This is a genomic window from Bradyrhizobium sp. BLXBL-03, assembly GCF_051853015.1.
Lineage (GTDB): Bacteria > Pseudomonadota > Alphaproteobacteria > Rhizobiales > Xanthobacteraceae > Bradyrhizobium > Bradyrhizobium manausense.
Genome location: NZ_CP182470.1, coordinates 7,565,023 through 7,583,292 on the forward strand (window position 1 = coordinate 7,565,023; position 18,270 = coordinate 7,583,292).

General features: G+C 58.6%; 6 protein-coding genes and 1 pseudogene. 4 read left to right on the forward strand and 3 right to left on the reverse strand.

Features of this window, described 5'->3' with window-relative positions:
* Positions 1-43: 43 nt before the first annotated feature.
* A pseudogene (locus tag ACNJX9_RS35800) lies at positions 44-425 on the forward strand (transposase); the annotation flags it as partial.
* Between the two features lie 599 nt (positions 426-1,024).
* Here ACNJX9_RS35800 and ACNJX9_RS35805 read toward each other — a convergent pair.
* Positions 1,025-1,669: a YopT-type cysteine protease domain-containing protein gene (locus ACNJX9_RS35805; RefSeq protein ID WP_439410194.1), complete on the reverse strand. Its 645-nt coding sequence runs from the start codon at positions 1,667-1,669 to the stop codon at positions 1,025-1,027.
* Between the two features lie 1,269 nt (positions 1,670-2,938).
* Between ACNJX9_RS35805 and ACNJX9_RS35810 the strand changes: the two genes are divergently transcribed.
* A complete protein-coding gene (locus tag ACNJX9_RS35810) occupies positions 2,939-3,805 on the forward strand; it encodes an SPASM domain-containing protein (protein WP_439406805.1) in 867 nt (288 codons plus the stop codon).
* A gap of 156 nt (positions 3,806-3,961) precedes the next feature.
* Positions 3,962-4,708 carry a carbonic anhydrase gene (locus ACNJX9_RS35815; RefSeq protein ID WP_439406806.1) on the forward strand — a complete coding sequence of 249 codons (747 nt, stop codon included), beginning with the start codon at positions 3,962-3,964 and terminating at the stop codon, positions 4,706-4,708.
* Between the two features lie 420 nt (positions 4,709-5,128).
* Here ACNJX9_RS35815 and ACNJX9_RS35820 read toward each other — a convergent pair whose 3' ends face one another.
* Positions 5,129-6,856, reverse strand: coding sequence for an alpha,alpha-trehalose-phosphate synthase (UDP-forming) (locus ACNJX9_RS35820; RefSeq protein ID WP_439406808.1), 1,728 nt, complete (start codon positions 6,854-6,856; stop codon positions 5,129-5,131).
* 1,408 nt (positions 6,857-8,264) lie between these two features.
* Here ACNJX9_RS35820 and ACNJX9_RS35825 point away from each other — a divergent pair.
* Entirely contained in the window at positions 8,265-9,344 is a 1,080-nt protein-coding gene (locus ACNJX9_RS35825; protein ID WP_439410195.1) for a condensation domain-containing protein, read from the forward strand.
* A 164-nt stretch (positions 9,345-9,508) separates the two neighbouring features.
* Here ACNJX9_RS35825 and ACNJX9_RS35830 read toward each other — a convergent pair whose 3' ends face one another.
* On the reverse strand, positions 9,509-17,740 hold the full coding sequence (locus tag ACNJX9_RS35830) for a shikimate kinase (protein ID WP_439406810.1): 8,232 nt from the start codon (positions 17,738-17,740) through the stop codon (positions 9,509-9,511).
* Positions 17,741-18,270: the final 530 nt, after the last annotated feature.

Below are 18,270 nucleotides of genomic sequence, written 5' to 3' on the forward strand. Positions count from 1 at the left end.
AACGACGCGCTTGGACGTTATTCGGCGCTAGGGGCTGCCAGAAGCGTGGTCAAATGAGAGAACACGTCGCCTTATGACCATCATGGCATCGGCGTTGTGACGGTGTTGACTTTCCGCCATACGATCGATCACTCGTCCCGCTTCCGATCGGCATCGACTGTAGGTCGCCTATCTTGATCTAAATATCTGGTGCACCCAATCCGGCGAAACGGACATCAATGGCAGGGTATCATGCTAGCGCAATAGGCTTCCGAACGTACCTGTTCGAGCCGACGGCTGGCTATCGAACAAAGAAACTCTTCTCTTAAGGCCTGGGGAATGAAACTTCCCAAGCGGATTGGCGGGGAAGGCAAAGGTCGCTATTGCGCGTAAGTTCGCCAGAGTTCTTTTAGTGCATCTGGGTCCAAGGTACACCGTTCGATTGAGGGCAGCCGAACGAGGCCTGATCCTCGCCGATTTTCTGGCCCGGTGCTCAACCGGCCGACGAAGTCCCGCGGGACGGCAGTCGTGGTAACCTCGGTCATTCGGCTGGTGGCGGCTCGTCCGCACTCCGCGCAGCTCGCACCATGAAGCTAGACAGCTCCGAGCATCGCAACTCGGTAGACGCACAGGACATCACCGCCCGGTTGTCGGCGTTAGCATTCCTTCCGGTTAAGACTCGATGCCGTCATCAATGCCGAGCCAACTATCTGGCTGGGGAGCTCGTCTTTCTTAAAATCCAGCGCCCCTAGTATGAGATCTCTGGACAATCGAATAGCGCCAGGACCTTCGAGGCGGCTCTCAGCTCGGCCACAATGCAAATTACAAGGGCTATGTGCCAGACGGGCCCATTGTTTTGGAACTCGACGATCAGCTTTCTAGCTTGACCACCCTTTGCGGCCAACAGGCCACCTCCGAGCTTATCACGGAGGTGGCCTAACCTCTATTTTCTCAATCGATTTAGCTGACCTCGCGCTCTGTGCTGCACGCGGGGGGATGGATGACCTTCATAGAAGGCCAGTCGTCCGCCGAGTGCAGTCCCGGCTCAGTATATCTTTTGTGTGGTGATTGTCGTCAAAGTCTGCCCGTTGGGGTTCCTGTAACGATTGGCGAGGCTTTGCAACAATCCTTCCATCTCCCCTGGATGAGCAGTAAGTTCTCCATAGTTAGGATCGAAAAGTGTAGTTGTTCCATTCAACGCCGAAGTTGCAACTACGTGTGAGCCACCTTCGGCGAAATACAAACTGAGCAAATATTTCGATCCGTCATCGGCGATTTTCTCCACCATGCGCGAGAGGCTCGAAGAGTCGCCGAATTCGTATACCTTCTCTTTTCCGGATGGCGCCAGGTTCGCTTCCCGCAACACCCTGTTTTGTGCCTCAAGGTCTGCCTGAGCAGCTCCTGCTCCCCCCCTTCGCAAGTAATCCTTGTGATCCTGATACTGCTCCTGCCGCATAGCCGCTGAGGTGTGCCTTTGTGATCCGGGTGTTAGCGCACTCATTCGCTCCGACGGGCTGCTGCTCAAAATGCAGAACCACTCCGCCGTCAACCCGACGCAGATGCCGTCTACATTTGCGTCATTCAATTCGGCTGTCCTGTAATCGAACAGGGAGGTGCTCCACCTCGCCGGAGAGGATGTACTGGGAATGCGAGGATCGGCGGTCTGTGGCGTGCTGACGCAGCACCCCATTTTGTCGGGCAACTCCCCAGGTGGCAGCCTCCGTCGCGACGTCAGATTTTGCCTGTTTCTGCCAAGTGAAAGCCTTTCAAACTCTAGGCTAGGAGGCTGGGAAACCAGCGAATTCGCCCTTGTTAGCGCCGCAGGCGAACTCGCCTGATGATCTGGCACCGATCGGGACGATATGCCTGCAAGTATTTGCCGAAAGCCGTCGCTGTCCACCGACTGGCTCGGCTCGTGAGCTTGGTTAGGGCGTGTGGATTCACTGATTCGATTATACACGGCGATTCTCGCTTCTCTTCGACGGGGGTCTCTTCGCAGTGCGGTCGGGCTGCTTGGGCCCTGCTGTGAATGATATTGGGACAAGCTGATGAGAAGCTGACGGGCAGGCGTTGCCTAGCTCAGGGAACATGACGAAGATGGGGACGGTAACTTTTCCGTCCGTGAGCACGACCTCGGTGATGCCCGCGCGTGCGGGCGTCCCCCTCAAGCCTCAATGGGTGCTTGCAAGGACAGGCGATGCGGGCTCCGCAAAACAGGTTTGCGATGGATCATGGATAAAAGGAAAAAAGAAAGCGCGGTTGTCGTGCCGATTTGCATATTCGCCGTTTCCTCAGCGAGGAGGTTGGTGGGAGCTGAAAGATAGGACGAAGCGCCCAACGACGTGAGCGAGCTGTACAATTCAGACAGGCTGATAAAGCCTTTGCATGAACTCTTCATACGTTAGGGATCGTCTCGTTCTGCACCGATTGAGCTCAGTCCAGAACATGTGATCAGGCGCACGCTTTGATCGCTATAGAGCGCCACTTGACGGCGAAGCAATTCGCGTGAGTTGACAACGCGCTTTTTCCGTTCCGCTCGTTTTCGAGAGAGCTTGAATCGTACGTGGCGTCATATTGTACTGTTTTGGTCGCATCAAACGGCCCGACGCCGGTTGGGTACTCGGAATCGGATTGACCCCATCGATGCACCGACGCCAATAAATGGCCAATGTCTATTGCAAGAGGCGAGAGAACAATGACCAATGCCTTGGCGATCGGACTTGCGCCGCGGTTACCGAACTCGCCTATACCTGACAATGAGTTTGCCTCCGGGGTCACGCACTTACAACGGGAGAAGCCCTACAACGCGGGATAACCTCGATCCAACTGCGTTTCAGCCCTAGCTATGTCATCTTTATCGCCCAGTCATCCGAGCTCATGCTGAGCAAGCCCTCATGAAGGCCGCCAGTCGGCTGCGTGGGGACGCTCTTTGTGCTGGACATTCGGGAGAACCCTGCAAATGGTTGATTCACACTCGACGAATTTACAGGACTTGGGCGGCGCGGTCCCTCCCGGCGAACGAGTTTTGGAGATAACTACGACAACGGGCTGCGTCGTCGGATGTTCTTATTGTCCGCAGGACAAATTTGCCGAGAGGCAAAGGGTCGTGTCTCATGCAAAGCATCTTCGTCTCGAAGATTTCAAGAAATGTTTGGCGCGCGTACCAAAGGCTGTCGATATCAGCTTTTCCGGGTACTCAGAGGCCTGGCTCAATCCGGCCTGCACCGAAATGGTTGAGCATGCTTACGAAGCCGGCCATAGCATTCGGATTTCCACGACACTCGTAGGAATGAAAGAGCGGAATCTACGACGCTTGCAAGCGCTGAAATTCCGGCTTTTCCTGGTGCACGTTTTTGATGACGGCACCTACATGAACAGTCGCCTAGTCAGGCGCAAATATGTCGAATTGCTACGTCAATTGGTCGACGCAGGCATTTCATCAATGCTATTCGTCGTCATGGGTGAAGTCCATCCCGAGCTTGTCGAGATAATCCCCGAGGAAGCGCTGGTTCGCTCACGTCCGCTGAGCAGCAGGGGTGGAAGCGTCGATCCAAAGACCGTTCAGGCCCGAAAGCCGATCGTCGGAGTATTAACGTGTCCTGACGAACGAGAACATCGTAATGTTCTTCTCCCAAACGGCGACGTCACGCTGTGCTGCATGGATTTTGAGCGACGTCACATCTTGGGCAATCTTCTTCGCGATGAGTATCAAGATCTCTTCAAAGGACCGACGTTTTGCGAAATTGTCGATCGAATGAATGGAAGGGACGGCTATCTGCTTTGCCGGACCTGTGAATTCGCCCAACCAGTAGCGTCAGCACGCTGATTTTTGAGAGGTTGACGCCCTCCTCATCAGCACGAACCCTGCGAAAGCTCGGGATGACCGTTCCTGAGCTCACGATCGATCAAGGCTCCGGCGACGCGTGAGTCCTTTGTTCATAATCGAAACATCGAACCGTGGCCGCACCACAGGGAGACAGTCATGGATCGTCGGCAAGCTCTAGGGTTTTTCGCTGGTTTCGCGCTATGTCCCCTGTGCGCGTCCGCGGCGGAGCATCGTTGGAGTTACGATGGAGAGACCGGGCCCGACAAATGGGGCGGTCTCGACGCCGCTGACGCCGCGTGCGCGATCGGCGGCCAGCAGTCACCCATCGATATAACCGGCACCATTACTGCCCCGCAGCCGCCGCTTAGGATGAGTTGGGCCAGGCGGCCGGATAAGATCGTCAACAATGGCCATACCATTCAGCTTGATCTTGCCGAAGGCGACACGCTCCACTTGGGCGACCGCCCCTATGCGCTGAAGCAGCTCCACTTCCATCATCCGAGCGAGCACCTTGTCGAGGGTAAGCGTTTCGCCATGGAAGCGCATTTCGTTCACGCCGATGCCGACGGGCTGGCCGTCGTTGGTGTGCTTATGGTCGCTGGAAAGCCGAACGCAGTCTTCAAAAGCATTGTCGCGGCTATGCCGTCAGACAAGGGACGAGCCGTTCCAGCTGATCCGGCAATCGACCCCAGCCAACTGTTGCCGACGCAACGAGCATATTACCACTATGCGGGATCACTGACGACGCCGCCGTGTAGTGAGACAGTCGATTGGATCGTCCTGGCCAATCCAATTGAGGTGGATGAGACCGACATCGCAGGCTTCGGCAAGCTCTTCCCCATGAATGCCCGTCCCGTCCAGAAGCGGGACCGGCGCTTCATTTTAAGTTCCGGGTCAGGTTGAAGGATTTGGCTCTTCAGAGAGACCTGCGCTTGCGCTGGCCTATGTCGCGCGCAATGCTCGCTCCGAGATCACGGCATGTTTGACGTGACAAGGAATGGAGGCTGACTTCGGCTATTTGGCCTATTCTGTTGAAAAAGGACGGCGGTTGCGACGCCGCGGTCTAATTAGCAGGGCTGAAGGTCATGATGGGGCATCGGCAAGTCGAACAGGCTGCGTTGTTCTATGAATTCTCGCCCGTTAGGCACATCCCCGCCGACCACCTACTCCGGCCGATCGACAGGCTTGCTGCCGCACGGACTTCGTCGCTATAGGTAAAGCGGAGGCGTTAGTCGCATCGCACCGCCGGGTTTACGGGTACACGGCTTACTGAAAGGCCCCTAGTTGATCATCCGGGGCCGCCTCCCGTCTGGTCTGCACGCACTACGAAGGGAAGATCCAGCGCGGATCCTGTACCTGCTTCACCGCGACGTTCAACTCCTCCTGGGTCGCATAGGTGGGTATTTGCGCCTCGTTGATCCAACCGAAGCCGAGATATCGGAACTGATCCGCCGGCATGGCCACCCGACTGTGGCCGAGCTCGCGAAGGAAGTCCTTCGACCAGTCGTGGATCGTATACGCCTCAAGTTTGTTCATCATCATTCGCCAGCGTTCGATGCGCTCCTCTTGCGGCATGTCTGTTGCAGTTGAAATCGCGGTCGCGATGTCACGAGGCGAGGCCGGATCCACGTGCAGCGCCTCATTTTCGTTGAGTTCTTCTGCCGCCCCCGCGAACTTCGATAAAACCAGCACGCCTGGGTCGTTCGAATCTTGCGCAGCAACATATTCTTTCGCCACCAGGTTCATGCCGTCACGCAACGGCGTCACCAGACCAACATCCGCAGTGCGGTAGAGGCCGGCGAGTTCCATCTGCGGGAAGTGTCCCTTCTCATAAAGAATTGGCTTCCATCCGTCGTTCGTTCCATGCCTACGATTGACGTCGCTGACAAGGCTGTCGATATCGCGCTGATATTCACCGTATGCTGGAATGTCGGCGCGCGAAGACGTCCCAATCTGCAACAGCGAGGTGCTGTGCGGCTTGTCTGCCAAAACCTGATCGAGAGCTTTGATCCGATTGTCGATACCCTTGGTATAGTCGAGGCGATCCACACCGACGGCTAGCTTCGTGCCATCGAGTTTGTTCTGCATCGACGAGATCTCATTTCGATGCGTCGCGAGCGATTCCACGGCATATTCTTCGAACTGCTTGGGATCGATACCAATCGGAAAGGTTTGGCACCGCGTAAGGCCGCGATCCGAGATCACAAAATCGCTCTTGCTCTCCAGCCCTAGATGCGTTCGCAGGCAGGAGAGGAAATTATCCAGATCCCAACGGGTCTGAAAGCCGACTAGATCGTACGCCAGCATCGATTCCATTAGTTCGCGATGATGAGGTACCTGCTCCATAACATCAGGCTTCGGCCATGGCGTATGCAGGAAAAAGCCGATCGGTTGCTGAATCGAGCGCTCGCGCAGCTCATTGCCGAGAGGAAGAAAATGATAATCATGCACCCAAATCGCGCCTCGGTTCTTAAGCCGTGACAGCGCGCGCGCCATGGCGCGGTTGATCTCGCAATAGCTTTTGTAATGCTCCTCCGAAGCAGGAGACATCCGCTCGGTCAACGAGTGAAATGCCGGCCACAGAGTGGAATTTGCAAATCCATAATAGAAGTTATCATAGTGAGCGGCCGGTAGATCTACCTTTACAACTTCACCCCGGCCGTGCGACTCAGGAACATTTAGCTGCTCACGGCCCTCGCTTAGCGTCCCCGAGGACCCCATCCAAACGGCGCCAGAGCGTTCAACGACAGGCTCAAGGGCCGCGGCAAGACCACCCGTTTTGGGTTTGTTGGGATCGATGGTTGAAACACGGTTCGAAACGAAAACAAGTTTCTCATCTGGCTGCTGAGACACCATGCCGATGCCCGCCTCGTGCTGAGCAAAGGCAGCATGACGGAAAAGTTCTGCATCGGCTTTACTTGACCGCTCCTGTGCTGCTTGGCTCAGGTGATGCTCAAAAGCGACTTGGCTCATCTTCAGCTGCTCCGGCCTTGCGCGCGATGTGGCACGAGAACTTGTACAGACAGCCTTCACGACATTAAACGGATCCATTCTACACCTCCGATTGAGCAATCAGAGCGACGAGCTCGGGACTTCCTTGCTTTTCATGTTAGATGCTCGACCTTTCGAAAAGCTGACGAAAAACCAGAGTCGGCCCCTCTAAAGTGGTAGCCTGAGCTTTCGGGAGAAGAACCGCCCTACTCCTCGACAAGTCGCACGCTGGGCTACTGCACCACCACACATATCGCCAGATGCTTTGAGGATACCGGTCTTATCCTTCATGTCTCGCTGCTTCAGCGGATCTTGTAACGTATTCATGCGACAGCCCGCTTAGAGGACTTGAATCTTACGGTGCGTCATAATGTACGAATTTCAAAGTAGCTCCCGACGGTCTCCCTGGGCGTACGTTCAACACTGGCACTGACAGTTCTCATTAGCCGTCTTGACTTGGCCGTTTAAGAGCGCGTCGCCATGGTGCATGGCCGACGTCCCTTGCCACAGGTGGGACAATGACGTCCGACGCCGTTGACGTATGTGGTCGGGAGCGGTGCCAGTGGCACGATCGTTGCCCACGGGATCGCTCTGCAAATTCACGCCATTCGGACGGCCGTAGACTGTGTCGGCGCTCAGCGGTGGAATGACATTGTACGCTGGGATCACCTTCCGATATCGCACCGTTGACTTCAACGCGCGAGCGCATGTAGCCCCTGACCCCATCGATCCGGCGTGGCCCATCGATTACGCGGGCCTACGCCCCTACTACGAGGAGTTCCAACGTCGGATGGGGTGGCGCGGCTCGCCGGCGCAGATTCACTCGAGCCGCCAAGTGATTTTGCCGCCTGCAGGGCCGATTGACCGCCGATGCGTGCGGATGCCTGGGCCGGCTGCCGTTCCCCGCCTCGCTGGCAATCAACTCGGTCCGCTTCCGCAGCTGGCCGGCCGCTGGGCGGCCACGGGTGCTGGGCCGCGTCAATGCGAGCATCCGACGCCTGGCGTGGGGGCGTGCGCCACTAGGCGCGTTGCTTGGCGATGTGCTCGATGCTGGACCTGGCCTGCGGCCTGCGCGACTGGCCAGCAGCGCGGTGGGCGCGACCTCCGTGCTGCGAATTCGCGATCGCCTCTGCGCCGCACCCACAGCTTGCATCTCTGAGACCACGGACTGGCTGGCAGGTCGCGCGTATGGAGATCAATGTGCTCGGGGACCTCGAGCTGTGGCCGGGCCGACTGACCTTGTGGCGCATCAGCGTGCCCGGCATTGACAGCTGGCGCCCTGATCCGCGTCGGCCGTCCCATGTTCAGGAGGATCACCTTTGCCGTTTCGACAATAGCCAGCCCGCTTGGCTGGGCGTCGCGTTTGAATGGTCGGGCGAGGTCAATACGACCGCTCTGAGCAAGGCGATCCGGCTGGGTCGACCGGCACGAGGCACTACGCTGCCGCTTCGCCAAGGATGGCTCGGTAATCCATCTCGCGACGGTTGGCCCGGGCGCGGAAACACTCGACCTAGTCGAACTCGGTGACTACGCCGATCCCGGCGAACTAGCCTGGATGCTAGAAGAAGTGTTCGACGCCAACACAAAGCCGCTGAACTGGCCGCCGTATGTCTTCGTCACAATCAGCCGGCCCGGATGCACCACTCTCATCGTCGCCTCCGACCACTCAGTCACGGACGCGTACTCAATGGCCTCGGTACCCTACGAGATCTGGGAACTCTACTCCGCAGCTATTCGAGGAGTGGCCCCCCGAGTGGCGCCGGCACACAGCTATCTGGATTATGCTGCATCCGAGCGCACCCGTGTGAGCGATCTGACCGACCGGCATTCGGCAATCGAACACTGGCGCGAGCTGATTGCGGCCACTGGCGGTCAACTGCCGGGTTTTCCGGTGCCACTCGGTGCACCGGGCGACGCCTTGCAGCAAACCAGACGGATCTGGCTCTTTGACGCGGACAGCGCGCTGAGGTTCGATCGGGCGTGCCGCGTCCAGGGCGGACACACAGCGGCAGGCATATTTGCATGCTTGGCTCTGGCAGGGAGAGCGCTGGGCAACCAAAAGAAATTTTACTCCGTCGTTCCCTTTCACACGCGAAATGCCTCGCAGTGGAAGCACTCGGTTGGCTGGTATGTCGGGATGAGCCCGGTCAGCTTCAAAGTGACCGACGCGTTCCCAGATCTGCTACGCTCCGTCAGGCTCGAACTGAAGCGGGCCAGAAGAACCGCGCAGGTGCCATTTTCCAAAGCAATGGAAGTGCTAGGCAGGACACTGCGCGATCGCTTTGTGGTCTCCTATATGGACGATCGGGTGGTGCCCGGGTCGGATTGCTGGGCGCGCTGGCGAACGAGATTTCTGATAAGCCGCTGCAGCGACCCGCAGGAGGTATATTTGTGGGTCAGCCGATCGCACGAGGGAATCTGCCTGAATTTCCGTCACCCCGGCACGGCGACCGCCCGCAGCGCGGTGGACCGCTATTTCGCCGAAGTCGCCACGCTGGCCAACGGGATCAGCGGCGCATTGCCGCGGCCAGTCATGGTGGACGACTGATATCGCTAGCGGCGTGCTCGCGTTTTGCCGATCGAAACGCGTGTTGTAGCGAACCCAACCGTAGCTGCATCGGGGAGAATCGAGCGGTGTGCGCGCTCGAGGCGAAGGGACCGTCCAGCCCGATTGCTCGGCTCGAGTCATGAAGGCGTTGTGAGCGGCGAGTGTCACGGTGCAGCTCCCATGACAGTGGCCGGTGGCCGGTCCGCGTTTTCCCCTCCGTCGCAAAGGTGGGCATGCAATGCGGCCACACATTGATCCGCGTTCTTGTTGTCACGTTTTTCGCCGGGGACGATCGTGAGATCGGCAAGCTGATAGAATCGCGCGCGCTCGCGGACCAGCTGCGCGATCTTGTCCTCCCGGTTCGCGGTCTGTAACAGCGGCCGGGTGGTGTCACGACTAAGGCGTTTCCTGATCTCGCCTATGTCGGTATTGAGCCAGATCGAGACCGCCTTCTCAGCGACGTGGCGCCGCGTCTCCTCACGCATGAACGCGCCACCACCGGTTGCCAGCACCACCGGCCCCCTCTCGAGAAACCGCGCGATCGACCTCGCCTCGAGGTCCCTGAAATGCTGCTCTCCCTTGGTCTCAAAAAGGTTCGTTATCGACATGCGAGCCGCCGCCTCGATTTTTTTGTCGGAATCGATGAAGGGCAGCCCCAGTCGTCGCGCAAGATAGGGGCCAATGGTGGATTTTCCCGAACCGGGCATGCCGACGAGCACGATCGGCCGCCCGTGAAGAGCCGCGACAACCTCCTTTGCATTAGGTTTGATCGTCCTTGACTGTTCGGCAGATCGTAAGCCGAAGGCCGCGCCTATTCTACCGGTGCGTATCCCTTCGATTGACCAGTGGGAAATGTTTCCGACACCTTCGGGTATCGCAACTTCTTTGCAGACCTCTCGAGCGCGCTGCGCGAGTTGCTCCATCTTACTGGGATCCGGTGCATCGCTTCTGCGCCGTCGCTGCAGTTCCTTATACGTGTCGTGATTGGCAATTTTAGCCTGGTAGCTGCCCGGCGTATGGAACTCCGTTTCGAAGCGGTAGCCATCCGGCGTGGCGAGCACGGTCTTCATGCCGACAAACGTCGGAGCGCTCATCCTGAACCAGTTGGTTGTGCTGATTTCGGCGTAGCCTTGCTCCTCAAACGCCAGTATGGCTTGTCGGAAGGCACGCGCAAAGTTCTTATCCGGCACTTCGAAGATATGGCGAACGGCATTGCTGATTAGCTGTGAGTCGCCTTCGGAAGCATCATTCATCTCCATGAGTTGGTCTCTGAGCGAGTTCTCCGATCTCAACCGATTCTCGAGATGGGGCATTTTCACATCGATGTCCCTTTGCCGGAGATTTTCGGCAACCTGCAGCGCCGCTGCAGTGATCTCCTTCTCTTCGGCCGCGGCGCGAGCAACCTCAATTTGGGCGCGCTCTGAAGCCTGCTCGCGGGTCAGCGTTGAAGTGACGGCAGATTCCTCGGCTGGCTGTCGGCCAAAGGGGCCAGATAGAATCCCTTTCTCCGCAGCAAGCTTAATCGAGACTTCCATGATTGAAGCCGCCAATGTGGGATTGTCCTTCAGATCCTCCAAGGTCGTGTCGACATTGAACCTGCCGTGGTTGAGGGTTGCCGCCATGCTCTTGACATAGGGCACAGGCTTCACGCCCGGCGTCTGTTGCAGCAGCCGCTGGAGTCCTTGGCTTTTCTTCATAAAAAGCTCAACGCTCGTGTCGGATTTAAAGGCGTCCGTTCCGACCTTGATACCGAGGCTCAGGAGGTTGCTTGCGCTTTGCACGAGGTCATCCGCAATGTACCCATCCGGACGCGGATCGATGCGCGCAGGATAGTTATCGAGCAGGGCCTGGATGCGGTCGCGTGGGTGAATGGCTGCCGGATAAGCCTCCGCCAGGTTTGGGAAAAGTTCCGTCAGCGCTGGGCTTACCGTCAGTTTGGTGTCGCTAACGCTTTCGGCTGTTTCGGGCGGCACCTGCTTATCCGCGCTTTCTGCCCACGCCTGGAGGTCGGTGACGAGCAACTCGCCAAACTCGTGGGCCACAGGATGGTCTGCGACCTTGATCTCGCGCCTCGCTCGATCGAGCTTGTCCTCTATATCCTGGCCACTCACCTGTTCCTGGTTCAGTAGCTGACGGATGTCGCGCCGTAGCTCGTGGTGAACGCCCTCATAAGTTCCAAACACGGCACGCTCGGCAAACCAGCGTCGTGCTTGATGGGACTGCGCCAGAAAACTGCGCTGCAGGCCGCTGTAAATTTCCAAAGCATCTCGCGTCGCCGCGAGGATCTGGTTGGCACGACCGAATTGGTAATTGTTGCCCTCGATCGCCGGGGTATACGATTTTGGCGGCTTGAGCGAACGAACTCCGCGAGCTTGCTCCTTTTGATCAAACTGGCGAACATGCTCATAAAGCTGCGGCCGGTCGCCGATGATAACGACGGTATCCCCGTCGAAGTCGCCGTCGAGATTTTTCTGCTCGTCAGTCGGGACGGCAACCAACGACCCCGGAGCAAACACCTCAGTCGCCTGCAGGATGCCGACGCAGTCGACCGGCGTGTCTACCCTGGCGCGGTCCTTGCGCTCGGTCCAGCTCGAATGGCACTTGACGTCCTCGGCCGACATCACGAGCCCACGGTCGGCGTAATCGGCCGGCCACATCTCATCCGGCACCACGATCAAGATGCCTTTGGCAAAGAAACTGGGATCGTCGGCCGCCAGCTCTTCCCCCGATTTCTGGGCGACACTGAAACTGTATTGCATGGCCACGCATCGATCGAGGAATGCCGCAGTCGGATCCCCATCAGCTGCCGACTTGACCCGTTCGGCGGCGAGTGGGCGCATGTTGGGCTTGTCATATGGAGATCGGCCGACCAGCACGCCTCCCGTTTCCGTCAACGTCTCGCTCTTACGCTTCGGCACATGGAGGTCATTATCACTGGACGGAACGGCAACTGCACCGGGACCATCGATGTGGCCGCCCGTCACCATGCGAAACAGCTGCTCGCCTATCAGGCTTCCCTCTCCTCTGCTCTCAAGCCAAGTCTTGGTCTTCTCACGGGCCTCGTCCGCCACCCGCTCGTTGCGCGGATAATGTTGCAGCGCCGAGGCAGGCACGGACGATCTCCTTGCCTCACCAAAGGCCGGCATCCGATCGGGGCCTTCCTGGGGGCCAGCCCGGCGAATAGCTGGCATAAGCTCGGCGAGCGAGGCCTTGATGAAGCCACAGCCGTCGTGCGGTCGCAAAGCAATCGGGCCTTCCGGTCCAGTCAGTTTGAAGGGGTGAGCCTCGTGGGTCGGGCGATCCGGCGCCAGCAATAGCCGGAAGGCACCCTCCAGCGCGTAGTCATGGGGGCCCAGGTCCTTCAGGGCTGGTGGCGCCGCAAACCCCCTGCGCTGAGTATACCAATAGGCCTCTTTGAACGGCGCCCAGGCGCGCAACAGCTTCTCGAACGACGTGCCCGGAGCGGTTTCGGCATAGGGAATGGCGAGCAGCTTTCCGCTCGAAGAGGCTGCGGCCGGTTCGCCTGGAGCATGGGTGGCGATTTCCGACACGGTCCGTTTTGGGGCCTTCAACTTGCTGCCGCCGAACAGGTCCATGCGATATGGCACACCCTTATAAGTGAGCGTACGCGCCAGCATGAAGGCGCTCGGCTTTGCTGGCAGCTGCACCGCGACCACCTCTATCGCTCCCGAGGTCAGCCTGTGAAAAATCGAATATCGTGTCTCCGGCTCCGTGGGCAGTAGCCGCCCCTGCATGTCCACCACTGGCAACCGCATCAGACCCGCTTCGCCCTGTGGGGGCCTTGGCTCGTGGTCCATGGCTCGCAAGACCTCGTGGACATCGAATACGGCCGCCTGATATTTGGCCTGGATCGTTGCCGCATTCTGCTCGACGAATGTGTCCAGCGCATCGACCGGACTATCCGCCTCGATCTGCGCGATCAGGTTCCAGCTCATATTGGAAAGATCGCCTTGGATGAGGTCGCGCGTGCTCTCGAGGATCTTTTTGGTCTCGTCCTTCAGCTCGTGCTGCCTCGTCCGCAAATCGGACTTCTTGCCCTCGACGTCCGGGCGCTTGAACATGTTCGCCAAGACCGCGCGAGATTTGAGCACCTGATAGATCGAGAGGGCGGGACCGCGACTGGCCAGCGGCCCACGGATTTGCTCGGCCTTGCTTGCGTTGAAATGTGCCTTGATCTTTTGCTCCACAACCGGTTGGAGGTCGTTCAGCAAGTAGAGAGCCTGTCTCCGGTGCCAGCGCAGGTGCGGGCTGCGCGCCAGCGGCACCAGAGCGACACAAAGATTGCCCATGGTTTCGAGGTTATTCTCAGCGGCAAATTCAGGGGCACGAAGCAATTGCTTGAGCCGATCTAACCCGGTCGGTGCGAGTAAACCAAGATCCTCGATCAGCCGGGCCTTCGCCAGTGCCTTGAAAATGCTGGCAATGGCCCGCACATCGCTGTGCGCCATCCGATCAATGTCATAGTGCAGGTGATGGGCCAGCTGATGTAAGCGATCCTTCAGCAGAGCGGTCTCAATGATCTCCCCTGCATCTTCCCCTTTCGTGATACTTCGCCCTAGGGCATTAGCGATCATGCTGAACTGAGGCGTCGTGAAGGCACCGAATCGTTGGCCTCCGCGGCCGAGTCCACGCGCGATGTCCACTACAGCCCGGCGGCACGCCGCTTCTTCTGGCCACTTGCTGAAGCCATTCGCCAGGTATGCCAATTGCAGCGGCGTGAAATCGGGGAGCGGGCGGCGACAGACCTCACGCGCAATCACGACTGCGGTTTGGCAAATGTCCGTATCTTCCGACCACTTGCTAAAGCCGTTCACCAGCGTCGATAGAGCCTGATTATCCGCGCGAGAGAGCCGGTCGCCGTCAACGAGCTCACTTGCAATCGCTACTGTGGCCTGGTGTGCGTCCGCCTCTTCCGGCCACTTGCTGAAGCCGTTCGCCAGATTCGCCAGCTGCTGCTCAGTAAACCGAGAGAGTTGATCGCTACCGCGACGGACCTCGCGGGCGATCGCGACTGTGGCTTGGCCCGTGTTCGCATCTTCCGTCCACTTGCTGAAACCGTTCACTAGATTTGCCAACTCCTGCCGAGTAAAAGCGGAGAGTTGGTCGCTGCGGCGGCAGACCTCACCGGCAATCGCGACTGTGGCCCGGCGGGTGTTTTCGTCGCGCCACTTGCCGAAGCCATTCGTTAGGTTTGCCAGTCCCTGGCTAGTCAAAGCAGAGAGACGATCAGCGCGGCGATGGACCTCGCCGGCGATAGCGATTGTGCCCTGGCGAGAGAACTCCTCTTGCGACCACTTGCTGAAGCCATTCACCAGGTTGACCAGTTCCTGCTGAGTAAATCTAGACGGTTGGCGCCGAAGAACTTCACTGGCGATCGCAATTGTGCCCTGGAGAGCCGACTCCTCTCCCGGCCACTTGCTGAAGCCGTTCACCAGATTAGCCAGCTCCTGTTGAGTAAAATCAGACGGTGTACGCTGAACGACTTCGCTGGCGATCGCGATCGTGCCCTGCAGAGCGGAATCCTCTTGCGGCCACTTGCTGAAACCGCTCACCAGGTTCGCCAGCTCTTGTCCCGTAAAGATGGAGAGCTGGTCGGCGCGGCGATAGACCTCACCGGCAATCGCGAGTGCAGCCTGTTGCGTGTCGGCCTCCCCCGGCCACTTGCTAAAACCGTTGACCAGGTTTGCCAATCCCTGACTGGAGAAAACAGAGAGGTCGTCAGCCCGACGATGGATCTCACGCGCGATCGCGATTGTGCCCAGGCGAGAGGGCTCTTCTTCCGGCCACTTGCTGAATCCGTTCACCAGAACCGCCAGACCCTGCTCGGTAAAATCCGGGAGTCGCGTGGCCCGGTCGCAGAGTTCGGTGGCGATCAAGCCTGCAGCTTGCAGACAGGCCTCTGCTGTTGGCCATTTGCTCAAGCCATTCATCAGGATTGCCAACTGCTGATCATTGAAATGGAAGAGCCCTTCGGCGCCGCGGCGGACGAGTTCACTTGCGGCGGCAATTATAGCTTGGCCTGCGTCCTCCTCTTCCGGCCACTTGCTGAAGCCGTTTACCAGGCTCGTTAATTGCTGCGGAGTAAAGTCAGGAAGCCCGCCATCGCTGTTGGCGCGGCGGCGCAGGTCAGCAGCGATCAAATCTGCAGCTTGCAGACAGGCATCCTCTTCCGGCCATTTGCTGAAACCGTTCACCGCCGCCGCCAGGTCCCGTTGAGTAAATACCGAAAGTTCGTCCGCACGGCCAAGGACGGCATCGGCGATTGCGACTGCGGCTTGGCGGGAGTTCAGCTCTCCCTTTGGCCACTTGCCGAAAGCATTAGCCAGGAGTGCCAGGTGCTGTGGAGGAAAACCAGGCAGTTTGTCATCGCGGGCGGCGCGGCGGCAGAATTCGGTCGCGATCAAGCCTGCTGCTTTGAAGCAGTCCTCCATCTCAGGCCAGCTGCTGAACGCATTGAACAGGTTCGCCACTTCCGACGGGGCAAAATCAGGGAGTAGGTCGGCGCGTGTAATGACCTCCTTGGCGATCGCAATTTTTGCCGAACCAGACTCACTTTCGTCCGGCCACTTGATGAACCCGTCGGCCAGGCTCGCCAGTCCCTGCGAATCAAAATCAGAGAGCCCTTCGTTGCGTGCGGCGATCTCGTTGGCGATCGCGACGGTGATCTCGTGACAAATCGTCTCTTTCGGCCACTTGCTGAAACCGCTCACCAGATTCGAAAGTCCCTGCGGATCAAAAGCAGAAAGATCTTCTTTGCGCGCGAGGATCTCGTTGGCGATCGCGACTGTAACGTCGCGACAGTGTTCCGGCCATTTGCTGAAGCCATTCACCAGGCTTGCCATACCTAGCGGACCAAAGGCAGGAAACTGACCGTCGCGGTCCGTGCGGGACAGGATCTCATCCGCCATTTTGACGGTAGCTCGGCGACTGATTTCCGCGGGCCTGCTACTGAAACCGCTTACCAGGTTGGCAAGGAGCTGTGGAGTAAGGCTCGAGAGCCGGCTTGCCTCGGCGTGAACAACCTCGTCGGCAATTGCTAGGGTAGCTTCGTTGCAACCCGTGTCGTCCGGCCATTTGGTGAACCCGTTCGCCAGGTTCGCCAGGTGCTGCGGAGTAAAATCAGACAGCCCGTCGGCGCGGGCGGCGCGGCGACAGAGTACGGCGCCGATGAAGCCTGCGGCCCGACTAGAATTCGCCTCTTCCGGCCACTTGCTAAAGCCGTTCACCAGGTTCGCCAAGTGCTGCGGAATAAAATCAGAGAGCCCAGCGTCGCGCGCGGCGCGGCGGCAGATTTGGACTGCAATTTCGACAGTACCCTTGCGGCATCCCGCCTCGTTTGGCCACTTGCTGAAGCCGTTCACCAGGTTCGCCAGGTCCTGCGAGACAAAACCTCGAAGCTCGTTGTTTTGGGCGCGGCGAAATACCTCCTCGCCGATCGCGGCTGTGGCTCGGCGGGCGTCCTCCTGTTCCAGCCACTTGCTAAAACCATTCACAAGGTTAGCCAGTCCCTGTGAAGTAAAATCAGGAAGTTGGTCGGGGCGAGCAACGATCTCCTTGGCGATCGCACCAATAGCCTCGCCGCAGCGGTCTTCCGGCCACTTGCCGAACCCGTTCACCAAATTGGCTAGTCCCTGCTGATTAAAATCGAATAGCCCGTCCCTGCGAGCGGCGCGACGGAGGATTTCGCCAGCAAGCAAGCCTGCGGCTTGGGAGCAGTGTGCCTGTTCAGGCCACTTGCTAAAGCCGTTCACCAGATTCGCCAGATTCTGCGGAATGTATTCAGACAAGCGGGAGTCACAAACCTCTCGGGCGATCGCATCTGTGGCTCGGCCACAGCTCTCCTCGGCTGGCCATTTACTGAAGCCGTTGACCAACAATGCCAGGCTTTGGTTTTGCAGTTCCTGAAACGCAAAGCTTTCATCGCAACAAAATTCGGCGATGGTGATGATTGCTGCGTGGCATTCCGCCGCCGAGGGATGCCGACCGAACGATGATGCGAAGAGAGAAAGGGCGCTGGGATTCATTTGCTTCATAAGCGTCTTGTCAAGACGCGACACGCGAACCGCTAAGGCGCGGCTAGCTTGTATGCCGGCATCACCTCCGGCTTCCCGGCTCACCGCGTTGCATGTGGTGGCGTACCCCCACGACAAGCGGATATTTTCCTCCAACTGCGCAACAAATCGAGCGTCGAAACGGTCAGCCGCGGTTTGGAGAAACTCTGAAAGATCCTGCCTCCGCAGCTGATTGCTGTAACGCACCACTGCACGTGAGAATATCCCGATGTCGCGAGCGCTAGCGATTTCTCTTAGCGCAGCATTAAGTTCATCCGATCGTCTCGAATGCCTTCCCGGTGTTGCACCTTGGACGTTCTGCATGGTTGCATGGTCGATGTGCGCCCTTCCTGGTCCGCCACTCGAGCCAGAGACGGATTGGCTATACGAGGACAGCTCTGTTTGCGAACGTTCGGCCGCTCGATCGGCGCGCCGCCGGCCGCCATCTGAACGCGACGGGTCAACTTCGAGATTGGGCGTGGCACCATGAGTTCGATGGACTCGCTCCGGGCTCTCAGCCTGGGTTGGCTGCGCAGGAATACCGCCGCTGCGCCAGCTTCCTGGCCTGTCACCCCGCTCGGACACGGATGGCGTATTCGGCGAGAGCTCGCCTCTTTGCGAGCTCTCAGCATTTCGGGAGGCACGCCACCGACCGCCATCAGAACGCAACAAGCGCGCCTCCCGATTTGCTGCGCCATCATTAGTACGATCGTATCGCTCGGAACCTTCACGCTGGATTGGATGAGTCGGCGCATTGGCGATGCGCCACCGTCCTGGTCTGCCGCTGCCCTCGGACACGGATTGCGTATCCGCCGGGCGTCTGCCCGCGTGCGAGCTTCCAGCCTCTCGATCGG